The sequence below is a fragment of the Devosia limi DSM 17137 genome (assembly GCF_900128975.1).
GTDB lineage: Bacteria > Pseudomonadota > Alphaproteobacteria > Rhizobiales > Devosiaceae > Devosia > Devosia limi.
Window position 1 is genome coordinate 1 of record NZ_FQVC01000011.1, and the last position, 12,562, is coordinate 12,562.

General features: G+C 62.8%; 11 protein-coding genes and 1 pseudogene. 4 read left to right on the forward strand and 8 right to left on the reverse strand.

Translation table 11 applies throughout. The annotated features are described in order from the left end of the window. On the forward strand, positions 1 to 341 hold a 341-nt coding region (locus BUA69_RS15790), incomplete at its 5' end, for an IS5/IS1182 family transposase (protein WP_072866590.1). On the opposite strand, the gene BUA69_RS15795 is transcribed toward BUA69_RS15790, so the two are convergent. The 5 genes from BUA69_RS15795 to BUA69_RS15815 form a co-directional block, all read right to left on the reverse strand. Beyond that, positions 338 to 697 carry a hypothetical protein gene (locus tag BUA69_RS15795; RefSeq protein ID WP_052950328.1) on the reverse strand — a complete coding sequence of 120 codons (360 nt, stop codon included), beginning with the start codon at positions 695 to 697 and terminating at the stop codon, positions 338 to 340. The genes BUA69_RS15790 and BUA69_RS15795 overlap by 4 nt on opposite strands. Before the next feature lie 142 nt (positions 698 to 839). Continuing rightward, positions 840 to 1,763 carry a flagellar motor protein MotB gene (locus BUA69_RS15800; RefSeq protein WP_046133588.1) on the reverse strand — a complete coding sequence of 308 codons (924 nt, stop codon included), beginning with the start codon at positions 1,761 to 1,763 and terminating at the stop codon, positions 840 to 842. A 29-nt stretch (positions 1,764 to 1,792) separates the two neighbouring features. After that, positions 1,793 to 2,653, reverse strand: a complete 861-nt coding sequence (motA, locus tag BUA69_RS15805; protein WP_046133589.1) for a flagellar motor stator protein MotA — start codon at positions 2,651 to 2,653, stop codon at positions 1,793 to 1,795. 225 nt (positions 2,654 to 2,878) lie between these two features. Then, entirely contained in the window at positions 2,879 to 3,364 is a 486-nt protein-coding gene (locus tag BUA69_RS15810; RefSeq protein WP_046133590.1) for an SRPBCC family protein, read from the reverse strand. Beyond that, entirely contained in the window at positions 3,361 to 3,705 is a 345-nt protein-coding gene (locus tag BUA69_RS15815; RefSeq protein WP_046133591.1) for an ArsR/SmtB family transcription factor, read from the reverse strand. Before BUA69_RS15815 ends, BUA69_RS15810 begins: the two co-directional genes overlap by 4 nt. Positions 3,706 to 4,004: 299 nt before the next feature. On the opposite strand from BUA69_RS15815, the gene carB reads away from it, so the two are divergent. The 3 genes and pseudogenes from carB (at position 4,005) to catB (ending at position 8,624) form a co-directional block, all read left to right on the forward strand. Beyond that, positions 4,005 to 7,316 carry a carbamoyl-phosphate synthase large subunit gene (gene carB, locus BUA69_RS15820; RefSeq protein ID WP_046133592.1) on the forward strand — a complete coding sequence of 1,104 codons (3,312 nt, stop codon included), beginning with the start codon at positions 4,005 to 4,007 and terminating at the stop codon, positions 7,314 to 7,316. Between the two features lie 399 nt (positions 7,317 to 7,715). Continuing rightward, a pseudogene (locus BUA69_RS21180) lies at positions 7,716 to 7,871 on the forward strand (phytanoyl-CoA dioxygenase); the annotation flags it as partial. Positions 7,872 to 7,994: 123 nt separating this feature from the next. Continuing rightward, the gene (gene catB / locus BUA69_RS15830; protein ID WP_046133594.1) at positions 7,995 to 8,624 is read left to right on the forward strand and encodes a type B chloramphenicol O-acetyltransferase; all 630 of its coding nucleotides are present in this window, start codon (positions 7,995 to 7,997) and stop codon (positions 8,622 to 8,624) included. Between the two features lie 99 nt (positions 8,625 to 8,723). Here the strand turns inward: catB and ltaE are convergent, their stop codons facing one another. The 3 genes from ltaE to BUA69_RS15845 all read right to left on the reverse strand — a co-directional run bounded on the left by ltaE (position 8,724) and on the right by BUA69_RS15845 (position 12,286). After that, the gene (ltaE, locus tag BUA69_RS15835) at positions 8,724 to 9,746 is read right to left on the reverse strand and encodes a low-specificity L-threonine aldolase (protein ID WP_046133595.1); all 1,023 of its coding nucleotides are present in this window, start codon (positions 9,744 to 9,746) and stop codon (positions 8,724 to 8,726) included. Positions 9,747 to 10,032: 286 nt separating this feature from the next. Then, positions 10,033 to 11,229: a glycoside hydrolase family 5 protein gene (locus tag BUA69_RS15840; RefSeq protein ID WP_046133596.1), complete on the reverse strand. Its 1,197-nt coding sequence runs from the start codon at positions 11,227 to 11,229 to the stop codon at positions 10,033 to 10,035. A gap of 64 nt (positions 11,230 to 11,293) precedes the next feature. Beyond that, positions 11,294 to 12,286: a class I SAM-dependent methyltransferase gene (locus BUA69_RS15845; RefSeq protein WP_046133597.1), complete on the reverse strand. Its 993-nt coding sequence runs from the start codon at positions 12,284 to 12,286 to the stop codon at positions 11,294 to 11,296. Between the last annotated feature and the right edge of the window lie 276 nt (positions 12,287 to 12,562).

A 12,562-nucleotide genomic window follows, 5' to 3' on the forward strand; every position in this document is an offset into this window, starting at 1 on the left:
GGCAGGCCTCAGACAAAGCAGCGGTTCCCGCCCTATTGGCAACACGAGCAGTCGTCGGTGACGTGGTCGCGGACCGCGGCTACGACGCGCAAGCCATTATCGAGATGATCCAGCAAAGAGGCGGCCGCGGCCACATCCCAACCCAACGGGACCGCAAGCAGCAGCGCAGCGTCGACCCAGCCATCTACCGCCAGCGCAACCTCGTAGAACGGTTCTTCAACAAGCTCAAACACTTCCGCAAGATCGCAACCCGATACGAAAAGACGGCGCGCAACTATCTCGCCGCCGTTCTCATCGCTTGTTCACGCCTCTGGATGCGCTTTTATGAGTCCGCTACCTAGTGCGGAAAGCCCTGCTTGAACTCCACCCGCGTGCCGTGAAACGCCGTCGCATCCTCGTTGCGCACATAGTGCAGCGGCTGTGGCGGCATCCTGATGGTTAGCGGCAGTTCAAACGCATCTGGAATCGGCAGAGGGATTTCCTCGCCCTTGCCATTGAAGTCCCTCAGCTTCACCAGCCGGTCGATGACGAAAACTGATGGCCATCGGTGATGATGCGCCGGTTCGGTTTCGCCGGGGGCAATGCTGACGGAAACGACCCGGATCAGATCGTCCTCATAGAGGACCTGGTGATGTCGAGGTGCCGCCGCCAGGGCGTCCATTGCGGGATCCCAGGTTGCGGGATCGGTGCCGTCCATGCTCTTCGGTGTCATTGGCCTGGTCTCCTGCTGTTACGGCCGGACGAGACAAGAACATATTTTGAAGTGCGTGATCATCGGTATCGGGCGCGCGATGCGGACCCGATACCCAGCTATAGGCAGAAGACTATCGCTGAATTCGTTAGGGCGCCAGCCCTGGAGGGACCGGCGACGGCTCGTACAACACCGTGATCCGCACCCGCTCATTGGCGGCCATATAGGGATCATTGGGGAAGAAGGGGTCGGTGGTCGAGCGTCCGACGACCGACTTCACGCTGCCGTCCTTCAAGCCGAATTCGCCCAGTGTCGCCCGCACCATATTGGCGCGGTCAGCCGACAATTCCCATGAACCATAGCGCGGATTGCTATAGCTCGTGCCGGCAGCGGTGTGGCCGGAAACCCGGATCTGGTTGGGCAATTGCTGCAGGATCGGCGCGATGGCGGCAATCGCCTGGCGCGTGATCTCATAGGGATATTTCGACCCCTCGGGAAACATCGGACGCCCTTCCTGATCGATGATCTGGATATCGAGCCCCTCTTCGGTCTTCTCGACAATCAGGTTGTCGGCAATCTCGGTGATGTTCGGCATCGCCTGCCACGCCTGGCGGATGCTGGCGGCGGCGCTCTGGAAGGCCAGGTCATTGCTCGATTGCAGATCGGTCTGCGACGCGCCCATGGCCTGTTCGGATTCCCCGGTCATGCCTTCGCGTCCACCGGTGCCGGCTGCGTGCGAGCCGAAATCGGTGCTTTCGGTCGAGATCGACACGTCATCGACCGCGTCCATCGCCGAGCCGGCCATTTTGGCGCCGGTCGCATCCATGGCGCTGCCGCCCATGACGCCGCCCGACCCGCTGGTCGAAATGCTCACATTGGGAGGGGCGAAATAGTCGGCCAGCCCTTCCTTCTGCTCGGGCGTGGTCATGCTGATCAGCCAGAGCAGCAGGAAGAACGCCATCATCGCGGTCACAAAGTCGGCATAGGCGATCTTCCAGGCACCGCCATGATGGGCGTGGCCGGCTTTCTTGACCTTCTTGATGATGATGGGGCGGTTTTCTAACCCAGCCATGATGCAGTCGCTTCCCTAGAGCCCAAGGCTCAGTTTGCCGGCAGGTTGGCCGTCGCCTGGTCAATTTCCTCGAATGTCGGCCGGTCTTCCGACATCAGGCCCTTGCGGGCAAATTCGATGGCCATGACGGGCACCTGGCCCGAAATGTGCGCCAGCAGGCCCACCTTCATCGACAGGAAGTATTTGGCTTCAGCGTCATAGATATTGCGCAGCGCCTGCGCCATCGGGCCGAAAAAGCCATAGGCAACGAACACGCCGAGAAAGGTACCCACCAGCGCGCCGCCGATCAGATGGCCCAGCACCTCGGGCGGCTCCGAGATGGCGCCCATGGTCTTGATCACGCCCAGCACGGCGGCCACGATGCCCAGCGCCGGTGTACCATCGGCCAGCGCCTGCACGGCCGAAACCAGCCGTTCGCGCTCCTGGTGATGGGTCTCCAGCTCCTCGTCCATCAACGCTTCCATTTCATGGACATTGTTGGAGCCCAGCGTCACCATGCGCAGGTAGTCGCACATGAATTCCACCGCATGGTGGTTGGCGGCAAATTTGGGAAAGCGTGCAAACAGCGAGGATTGCGACGGGTTTTCGATATGAGGTTCCAGCGCCAGGATACCCTTGGCCTGCACCAGCTTGAACAGGCTGAACTGCAGCCCGAGCAATTCGATATAGGACGCCTTGTTGTAGCGCGGGCCCCGGAACAGCGTGCCGAACACGCCGAGCGACTGCTTCAGTACCGCCCCGGTATTGCCGATCACGAATGCCCCCAGCGCCGCGCCGAGAATGATCACGCCTTCGAAGGGCTGCCAGAGCACTTCAAGGTGCCCGCCCATTGCAGCGTAACCGCCGAACACGCAGACGATAACCAGCACGATACCAATAATGAGACGCATACGATCTGAAACCCAACTTGAGCAAAGGCTGCCGGCAACGGGTGGAAAAAGAGTCCGCTGCAGCGAAGGATGAACTCAGTTCCGCCGCGTCATTATCAATCGGTTATGCTTAACAGCCGGTGTATGCAGTGCTGCGTGCCGACACGGCCGGCAGAGCCTCACCAGGCTGGCTTGGTCGAAGCCTAGAACGTGCCCCCAGCGGGAACGCCCCGCTGGAACGGATGGCTACCGCTCCACCAATCGTGCCAGTTGCCCGATGACCGTGCCCCAGCCGTCATGAAACCCAAGTTCTTCATGCATGGCGCGATCCGCGCTGCTCTTGTGCATGACCCGCGCCACGTAATCGGTCCCCTGGTCATTATCGGCCAGCGTGATGACCGCCGTCATGAAGGCCTGCTCCGCCGGCCGCCAGCCGCCCTCCAGTGCATTGGTGAAGACGATGCGCCGGCCATCATCGACCGCGAGGAAGCACGCATTCATATGCGGCACGAAGGCACCGCCATCCTCACTCATCTCCGTTACCATCGCCCCGCCGGGCCGCACCTCCAGGGCCAGCACCCGGCACTTGGCCGGCTCGGGCAGCCACCATTGCGCAAACTTGGCGGGATCGGTCCAGGCCGCCCACACCACCGAGCGTGGTGCCTTGATCAGGCGCGAGATCGTCAGATCGCGCTGGGGATCGAAGCTCTGGTTCTCGAAATCCTTGCTCATGTCTCTGCCTCCTGCCCGTGGGCGGCGATGACGAACTGTTCCAGCCGGTCGGTCCGACCTTCCCAGATCGCCCGCTGGTCCGACAACCACGCCTGGACCGCCAAAACTTGCTGCGTCTCGATGGCGCAAATCCGCACCCGACCCTGCTTGCGGGTCTGGATCAAGCCATTCCCCTCCAGAAAATGGATGTGCTTCATGAACGATGGCAGCGCCATATCGAAGGGCGCCGCCAGTTCGCCGACGCTGGCGGGCCCCCGCCCCAATCGCCCGAGCACTGCCCGCCGTGTCGGGTCGGCCAGAGCCAGGAATATGCCGTTCAACGGGTCCGGATACTGTTCCATAAGGCTAAGTATCACGGCAAGGAAACTTAGTGCAACAGCTTAGTATCCTGCAGCAGCGTCGATCTGTCCGCCCAAGCCTGTTCAAAAGGACTGGTTGTCGCAGCCTCGGACCCCTGGAAAGCGGTCCAAACCCCTTCCCTTTCGGCGTCTTCTCCGCTAGACAGCCCACCTAACCACCCCGTCCAAGCCTTCCCCAAGCGCCGCAACGCCCCGTTGTCGTGCGCGAATGGTGCGGGTGGCCTGAATGTCGGGTGATTCTTCCTCGCCCGTCCCGTCCATCGAACGAGCCGAGTGAGCCCATGCCAAAACGTACCGACATCAAATCGATCCTCATCATCGGTGCGGGTCCGATCATCATCGGGCAGGCATGCGAATTCGATTATTCAGGCACCCAGGCATGTAAGGCGCTCAAGGAAGAGGGCTACCGGATCATCCTGGTAAACTCCAATCCGGCGACGATCATGACCGATCCGGATCTGGCCGATGCCACTTATATGGAGCCGATCACCCCCGAAGTGGTCGCCAAGATCATCGAGAAGGAACGCCCCGATGCGCTCCTGCCCACCATGGGCGGCCAGACGGCGCTGAATTGCGCCCTGTCGCTCCGCAAGATGGGCATTCTCGAAAAGTACAATGTCGAAATGATCGGCGCCACCGCCGAGGCCATCGACAAGGCCGAGGATCGCGAACTGTTCCGCGATGCCATGAAGAAGATCGGGCTGGAAACCCCGCGTTCCATGCTGGCCCACAACACCATCGAAGCGCTGCAGGCGCTTGAAGTGATCGGCCTGCCCTGCATCATCCGCCCGTCTTTCACCCTGGGCGGCACGGGCGGCGGCATTGCCTATAACCGCGAAGAATATCTGGCCATTGTCGAGAGCGGCGTCGATGCCTCCCCGACCAATGAAGTTCTGGTCGAGGAAAGCGTCCTCGGCTGGAAGGAATATGAGATGGAAGTCGTTCGCGACAAGAACGACAACTGCATCATCATCTGCTCGATCGAAAACATCGATCCGATGGGCGTCCATACCGGTGACTCGATCACTGTCGCGCCGGCGCTGACCCTGACCGACAAGGAATACCAGATCATGCGCGACGCCTCGCTGGCGGTGCTGCGCGAGATCGGCGTCGAGACCGGCGGCTCCAACGTGCAGTTCGGTATCAACCCGGCCGACGGCCGCATGGTCGTCATCGAGATGAACCCGCGCGTGTCGCGCTCCTCGGCCCTGGCCTCCAAGGCCACCGGCTTCCCCATCGCCAAGGTGGCCGCGCGCCTCGCCGTCGGTTACACGCTCGATGAATTGGACAACGACATCACCGGCGGCATGACCCCGGCTTCGTTCGAGCCCACCATCGACTATGTCGTGGTCAAGATCCCACGTTTTGCCTTCGAAAAGTTCCCCGGCGCCGACAATCGCCTGACCACGTCGATGAAGTCGGTCGGCGAAGCCATGGCCATCGGCCGCACCTTCCAGGAATCGCTGCAGAAGGCGCTGCGTTCGCTTGAAACTGGCCTGACCGGCCTCAACGAAATCGGCATTCCCGGCCTCGGCGAAGGCGAAGACAAGAACGCCATCAAGGCCGCCCTTGGCACCCCGACCCCTGATCGCCTGCTGCACGTTGCCGAAGCCATGCGCCTCGGCATGAGCCTGGAAGACATCCACGAAGTCTGCAAGATCGATCCGTGGTTCCTCGAGCAGATGCAGGGCCTGATCGATACCGAAGCCAAGGTGCGCCAGTTTGGCCTGCCCGACGACGCCGACGCTCTGCGCTCGCTCAAGGCCATGGGCTTCTCCGACCCGCGCCTGGCCCAGCTGGCCGGCGTCAAGGCATCCGACGTGCGCAAACTGCGCCACAGCCTGGGTGTTCGCCCGGTCTACAAGCGCATCGACACCTCGGCCGCCGAGTTTGCCTCGCCGACCGCCTATATGTACTCGACCTATGAGGCCCCGTTCGCCGGCGCTGTTGCCGACGAGGCGCGTCCGTCCGATCGCAAGAAGGTCGTCATCCTGGGCGGCGGCCCGAACCGGATCGGCCAGGGCATCGAGTTTGATTATTGCTGCTGCCATGCGGCCTTCGCGCTGGCCGATGCCGGCTACGAGACCATCATGGTCAACTGCAATCCCGAAACCGTCTCGACCGACTACGACACCTCCGACCGCCTCTATTTCGAGCCGCTGACCGAAGAAGACGTCATCGAAATCCTCGAAACCGAAAAGCAGAACGGCACCCTGCATGGCGTCATCGTCCAGTTTGGCGGCCAGACCCCGCTGAACCTGGCCGAAGCCGTGCAGAAGGCCGGCGTGCCGATCCTGGGCACCCAGCCCGACGCCATCGATCTGGCCGAAGACCGTGACCTGTTCAGCAAGCTGCTCAACAAGCTGGAACTGACCCAGCCCAAGAACGGCATCGCCTATTCGCTGGAGCAGGCTCGCCTGATCGCCGAACGCCTGGGCTATCCGCTGGTCATCCGCCCGTCCTACGTGCTGGGTGGCCGCGCCATGGCCATCGTGCATTCGGCCAATGAGTTCGAGCGCTATGTGCAGGACACCCTGACCGGCCTCGTGCCGCCCGACATCCTGCAGCGCTATCCCAACGACAAGACCGGCCAGATCAACTCGGTCCTGTCCGACAACCCGCTGCTGTTCGATGGCTACCTCTCTGGCGCCACCGAAATCGACGTCGACGCGCTGTGCGATGGCAAGGACGTGTTCGTCGCCGGCATCATGGAGCATATCGAGGAAGCCGGCATTCACTCCGGTGACTCCGCATGCTCGCTGCCGCCCCAGAATCTGAGCCCCGAAATCATCACCGAACTCAAGCGCCAGACCCGTGAACTCGCCTTCGCGCTCAAGGTTGGCGGCCTGATGAACGTGCAATATGCGCTCAAGGACGGCGTCATCTACCTGCTCGAAGTCAATCCGCGCGCCAGCCGCACGGTGCCTTTCGTCGCCAAGGTCATCGGCCAGCCCATCGCCAAGATCGCCAGCCGCATCATGGCCGGCGAGTCGCTGGACAGCTTCGGCCTCGTCGAAAAGTCCTTCGAGCATATCGCCGTCAAGGAAGCCGTGTTCCCGTTCAACCGCTTCCCCGGCGTCGATACGGTGCTTGGCCCCGAAATGAAGTCGACCGGCGAAGTCATCGGCCTCGACACCAATTTCGCCATGGCCTTCGCCAAGTCGCAGATGGGTGCCGGCTCCAAGGTTCCGGCCTCGGGCACCGCCTTCATCTCGGTGCGTGATAGCGACAAGCCACTGATCGTCGATGCCATCCGTCATCTGGAAAAGGCTGGCTTCACCATCCTCGCCACCGGCGGCACCCAGCGTTACCTGGTGGAAAACGGCATCGCCGCCACCAAGATCAACAAGGTGCTCGAAGGCCGTCCGCATATCGTGGACTCGATGAAGAATGGCGGCGTGCAGCTGGTGATCAACACCACCGACGGCATGAAGTCGATCAGCGACAGCCGCGATATCCGCCGCACCGCGCTCTACGCCAAGATCCCCTATTACACGACCGTGGACGGGGCACTGGCTGCCATCGAAGGCATCATCGCCTATCAGCAGGGCAGCCTCACCGTCCGCTCGCTGCAAAGCTACTTCACCGCCTGATTGCGACTACGGGAGCAGGACCAGTCCTGCTCCCCTCTCTCCACACACTCGCCCACAGCGCCCGCCCACCGGCGTCATGGCCCACCCACCACACCATCGCCGCCCACAGCGCCATCGCCACCCATGGCGTCATCCCGGCGAAAGCCGGGATCCAGTTTCCGTCTCACTGCCCTATCGCCGCACCCCTCTGCTCTGCCGCCGTGTCTCCCCTTCCCCCTCGACCTGGTGTTGACCTTTCCGTCCGCCCGGCTATGCTCTCCCCACCATGATGTCCGAAGCAACCAAGTTCGCCGTGCACTTGACCGCCTAGCGGCGCTCAATCGAGCACATCCGACGGGCGGCCCTGCCGCCTGATCAGGCTACCCCTGAGGTGGCCGTGCGAACTCATGGACATTTCCAATGCCTGCCAATCTCTTGGCGCTCTCCGCAGCGCAGATCGATCTATTCATCACCGACGGCTTCGTCCGCATCGACAACGCCTTTCCCCGCGACGTCGCCGCTGCCGCCCGCGCCATTCATCCCGACGATCCCGCTACCTGGACCCGGCCGCTCATGGCCCAACCACCCCTCATGCCCAGCGCACCGCTGCAACTGCATCGCCCCGACGGCACCTATTCCGCCGTCGAGACAGCCATCCGCCGCGCGCTCGGCCGCTCCTGAACCCGAAAGACCAAAACCATGACCAATTACTTTGAAAGCCCGTTCAAGGGCATCCTGCTGTCCGAGCAGGTCACCAATCCCAACCTTATCGTCGGCCGCTACAGCTATTATTCCGGCTATTATCATGGCCATAGCTTCGACGATTGCGCCCGCTATCTGCTACCCCAGCCCGGCGCCGACCGGCTGCTGATCGGCAGCTTCTGCTCCATCGGCAGTGGCGCCGCCTTCATCATGGCCGGCAATCAGGGTCACCGGAACGACTGGGTGTCGACCTTCCCGTTCCACTACATGCCCGAAGTGCCTGCCTTTGCCGGTGCGCTCGATGGCTACGCGGCCGCAGGCGACACCGTGGTCGGTAACGATGTCTGGATCGGCAGCGAGGCGATTATCATGGCTGGCGTCACCATCGGCCACGGCGCGCTCATCGGCACGCGGGCACTCGTCACCAAGGATGTGGAGCCCTATGCCATTGTCGGCGGCAACCCGGCCAAGCTGATCCGCAAGCGCTTCAGCGATGCCAACATCGCCCTGCTGCTGGAAATGGCGTGGTGGGATTGGTCCGACGAGCAGTTGCAGATCGCCATACCACTGCTCACCGCCGGCGACATCCCCGCCCTGCACCGCCACTGGCAGGAACAGCAGGGCTAGCGAACTCACCGAGGGACGCGCCCTTTGGCGTCCTCACCAATCCATCCACACCGTCACCACCCGGCTTGTCCGGGTGGTCCACACTTCTCAGGTCACGCATCACGCCGCGCGGAAAAACCCATCCACCAGCGCCAGCGATGCATCCACCGCCGCTTCGTCCACATCCAGATGCGTCACCCAGCGCTGCTGCCCATAACGCCCGGTGACCCCAACCCCCTGCCCCTGCAGATACGGCGTGAACTTTTCGCCGACGCTGGCATCCATGTCGATGAAGACGATATTGGTGTCCGGCATGGTCACCCGCAGCGCCTCGTGCCGCGCCAGCCCTTCGGCCAGCCGCCTTGCCCGCGCATGGTCGTCGGCCAGCCGCGCCACGTTATGCTCCAGCGCATAAAGGCCTGCCGCCGCCAAAATTCCCGCCTGCCGCATGCCGCCACCCAGCATCTTGCGATGCCGCCGCGCCTTGTCGATCAGGTCCTGCCGCCCGACCAGCACCGAGCCCACCGGCGCACCCAGGCCCTTGGACAGGCAGATCGAAACCGTGTCGAACGCCGCCGTGAAGGCCGCAATATCCATGCCCAGCTTGACGCTGGCATTGAAGGCTCGCGCCCCATCCAGGTGCAGCCCCAGCCCGCGCCGTCCCACCAGCGCCGCCACATCCTGCATATAGGCGAAGGGCAGCACCCGCCCGCCAAAGGTATTCTCCAGCGCGATCACCTTTGCCGGCGCGAAGTGACTATCATCCGGCTTGATCGCCGCCTCGATATCGGCCAGCGCCATGGTGCCATCCGCCTGGTGCTCGATCGGCTGCGGCTGGATCGATCCCAGCACCGCCGCCCCGCCGCCTTCCCAGCGATAGCAATGCGCCTGCTGTCCGGCGATATATTCATCGCCACGCCCGCAATGGCTCATCAGCGCCAACAGGTTCGATTGCGTCCCCGACGGCACGAAGATCGCCGCCTGCTTGCCCAGCCGTTCGGCCATCACCGCTTCCAGCCGGCTGACTGTCGGATCATCCCCGAACACGTCATCGCCCACTTCCGCCCCCATCATCGCCGTCCGCATCGCCGCACTGGGCCGGGTCACGGTATCGGAGCGGAAATCATAGCGAATGGCGGTCATGGCAGTCGATCCTGAGAACTGAGACGGGCAAATCAGCCCTCCCCAACTTGATCAGGAGCTGCGCAAACAGGCAACTGCGGACAGGCCGTCTCCCTGCGATCGAGCACCGCCGTCATTCCACCCACTGTGCTGCCCACGGGCTTGACCCGTGGGCCACTATCCTACGACCAGGACTGTGCTTGCGCCGCCCGACCCGCGGGTAAAGCCCACGGGCAGCCCGGTGAAAATACATGTCCCGGCAAAGGCCGGGATCCAGTTTCCCTCCTGAACCCCGGCAACCCCTACCTTATTCCCTCAACCCCGCCTGGATCGCATCCCACAGCGGATTGGCCTTATACGGCATCACCGGGGTCTCCCCCTTGTCCACCGCTTCCCAATATTTCCAGCCCAGCGCGTCGCTGCCGAGTTCATAATCGAACCCGTCATACTCATCCTCGCGGAACGAATAGAACGCCCAGTGAATGTCGTGCCGGTTGAAATTGGCCATCACGTCGGTGAGATATTCGGCGCATCCCTCGTTCCGCCGCATGCATCCGAACTCGCCCGCCACGATCCGCGTCGGCGGCAGGCCCTGCTTGTCTGCCCAGTCATAAACCGGCTGCAGGAACGCATCGACCGTACCAGCGCTCCACTCCACATCGGCATCCCCATAGGGCACCACGCCAGGATAGACATAGCCCTTCTGCTCGCGGAAATTCTTGCCGGCGGTGAAATTGTACGGCTCGTACATGTGGAAGGCGTAGAGCACTTTGGGATCGCTCAGCGGCGTCTCCCAGGAGCTGAACGTGCCGGCATTGGCATACCAGCCGCTATCCACCATGATCGGCGTATCGGGATCGACCGAGCGGATCGCCGCGATCACCATTTCATAGAATGCCGGCAGGTCGCGCGCCGTACCCTTGTGCTCGTCATACCAGGCAATGTAGCTCGCCGTGTCGCCGGGGCTGGTGGCCTCGGCCGCGCCCGTGCCGCGTTCGGGCGCCGGTTCGTTGACGATATTGTAGGCGACCACCGCCGGATTGTCTTTCAGCCGCGCCGCCAGATCCCGCCAGAAATCGGCCGATTGCTGCCAGTATTTCTTGTCTTCCCAGAGCCGGTTGTCGAATTGGCCGTCATTGTTCTGCTGCCAGCGCGCGCCCGGCAGTGTCAGCGGCGCGATCACCATGCCGATATCGGCGTCATGGGCCCAGCCCAGCACCTCTTCGAGCCTGGCCATGTCGGGCTCGACCAGCCCCTGGTAATTGCTGGCGCTGCCGATCAGAAAGTCGCGCTCGCTAGCGGGCCACTTGTCATAGGCCAGCCGCCCCCAGGTCACCCCCGCCGCCTTGGCGTCGACAAAGCGCTCGGCCAGCGGCTTCACCGAAAAGAAGTTGGTACCCTTCTGCTGCTGGTCCCAGAAGGCCATCGTATCGCCGGCCATGGTGGCACCGGTTAGCGCCACCATCATCGCGAGTGCGAGACCCGCTTTCGTTACAAATTTCATAAAAGTCCGCCTTTCGAATGGGCGGAACCCATGCCCCAAACCGGGCAGGAACAAGGCAAGCGTGCTAGACCGCACACCCCTCCAGACTTGTCCCCACCAACTCATCCTCGATGGTTAGCAGCGGATTAACCGCCATGGGTTTTCGCGCGACGATCAACATGCCGGTGATCGGCGCGCCCCGGTCCTGCCGCAGCGTCGCGGTTTCAAACCGCACCACGTCCAGTCCCGCCGCGATCAGCGCCAGCCGCGTCGCCGCCACACCATGCGCATAGCGTAGCGACGGCCGCAGAAACACCGCCTCCTCGCCATCATGGGCTTCCAGCGAAAACGCCAGCAAGCCGCCCGGCTTGAGTGCCGGAACCACCGCCTCGAGCACCGGCGGCAGCGCCCCACAATAGATGAACACATCGGCCGCCGTGATCAGGTCAGTCTGCGGTGGCCGCCCACCCAGCGAGGCGACCAGTTCCGCCTTGCCCAGCCGATCATAGATGCCCTTGCGGGCAGTCTCGGCAATCATCGCCGCCGAAAGGTCTATCCCCTCGAGGAACGACACCTTCTGCCGCAGGCGTTCGCCCATCAGGCCGGTGCCGCAGCCCAGGTCGAGAGCCTCGGCAAAATGCTCGATGCCCAGCCCGGCCATGGCCTCGGCCAGCATGATATCGAGCAGTGCGGGCACCTGGTATTTCAGGTTTTGCAGCAGCGCACTTTCAAACCTGGCGGCATATTGGTCGAACAGCGCTTCGACATAGCTGACGGCCGTACCGTCGCTGGCACTGGCGGCACCATATGCCGCCAGCCTGAGCTGAGCGCCGAACTGACCATCGTCGTCCAGTGCTTCCAGGCGCCGCCATGCCGCTATGGCCCTCGCGGTTTCGCCGGATTTTTCATAATACCCCCCGAGCAGGTCCCAGCCCGGGGGCCAATCGGGGACAAGGTCGAGGGCCTGCTCCATCAGGTCGGCGGCGGCCATGAACTCGCCCCCTTCGGCAAGGAGCTTGGCATAGCCCACGCGCCGGTCGGCGATCAAATCGCCGGAAGATTGAAACGCCTTGGTCAAGACGGATGATACTCGGAAAGATTGAGGGGCCGGAGGACCCGGCAGGGCGGCGGTTTGAAGGAATTTTTGCCTAAAAGCAAGCGCTGTCGCGCAGGGCAAATATGCACCCGCGAGATTGTGGGGCGTGCGCGATACGCTGTTTTGCGCTATAGGGGGGTGGCCCAGTTCCGGCACATTGTGCCCCGGCTTCGGGCAGACGCCCGTGGCAAAGCGATTATCCCATTGTTTTGCCGGACTTCTGCGCGTCGGCATCGGCAGTCTTTGGCCGGTGCGAAC

Bases quoted from the DNA above. Each gene is read 5' to 3' on its own strand.
- BUA69_RS15795 (WP_052950328.1), bottom strand. From the start codon at position 697: ATGGACGGCACCGATCCCGCAACCTGGGATCCCGCAATGGACGCCCTG.
- BUA69_RS15810 (WP_046133590.1), bottom strand. From the start codon at position 3,364: ATGAGCAAGGATTTCGAGAACCAGAGCTTCGATCCCCAGCGCGATCTG.
- BUA69_RS15840 (WP_046133596.1), bottom strand. From the start codon at position 11,229: ATGAAATTTGTAACGAAAGCGGGTCTCGCACTCGCGATGATGGTGGCG.
- BUA69_RS15815 (WP_046133591.1), bottom strand. From the start codon at position 3,705: ATGGAACAGTATCCGGACCCGTTGAACGGCATATTCCTGGCTCTGGCC.
- ltaE (WP_046133595.1), bottom strand. From the start codon at position 9,746: ATGACCGCCATTCGCTATGATTTCCGCTCCGATACCGTGACCCGGCCC.
- motA (WP_046133589.1), bottom strand. From the start codon at position 2,653: ATGCGTCTCATTATTGGTATCGTGCTGGTTATCGTCTGCGTGTTCGGC.
- catB (WP_046133594.1), top strand. From the start codon at position 7,995: ATGACCAATTACTTTGAAAGCCCGTTCAAGGGCATCCTGCTGTCCGAG.
- carB (WP_046133592.1), top strand. From the start codon at position 4,005: ATGCCAAAACGTACCGACATCAAATCGATCCTCATCATCGGTGCGGGT.
- BUA69_RS15800 (WP_046133588.1), bottom strand. From the start codon at position 1,763: ATGGCTGGGTTAGAAAACCGCCCCATCATCATCAAGAAGGTCAAGAAA.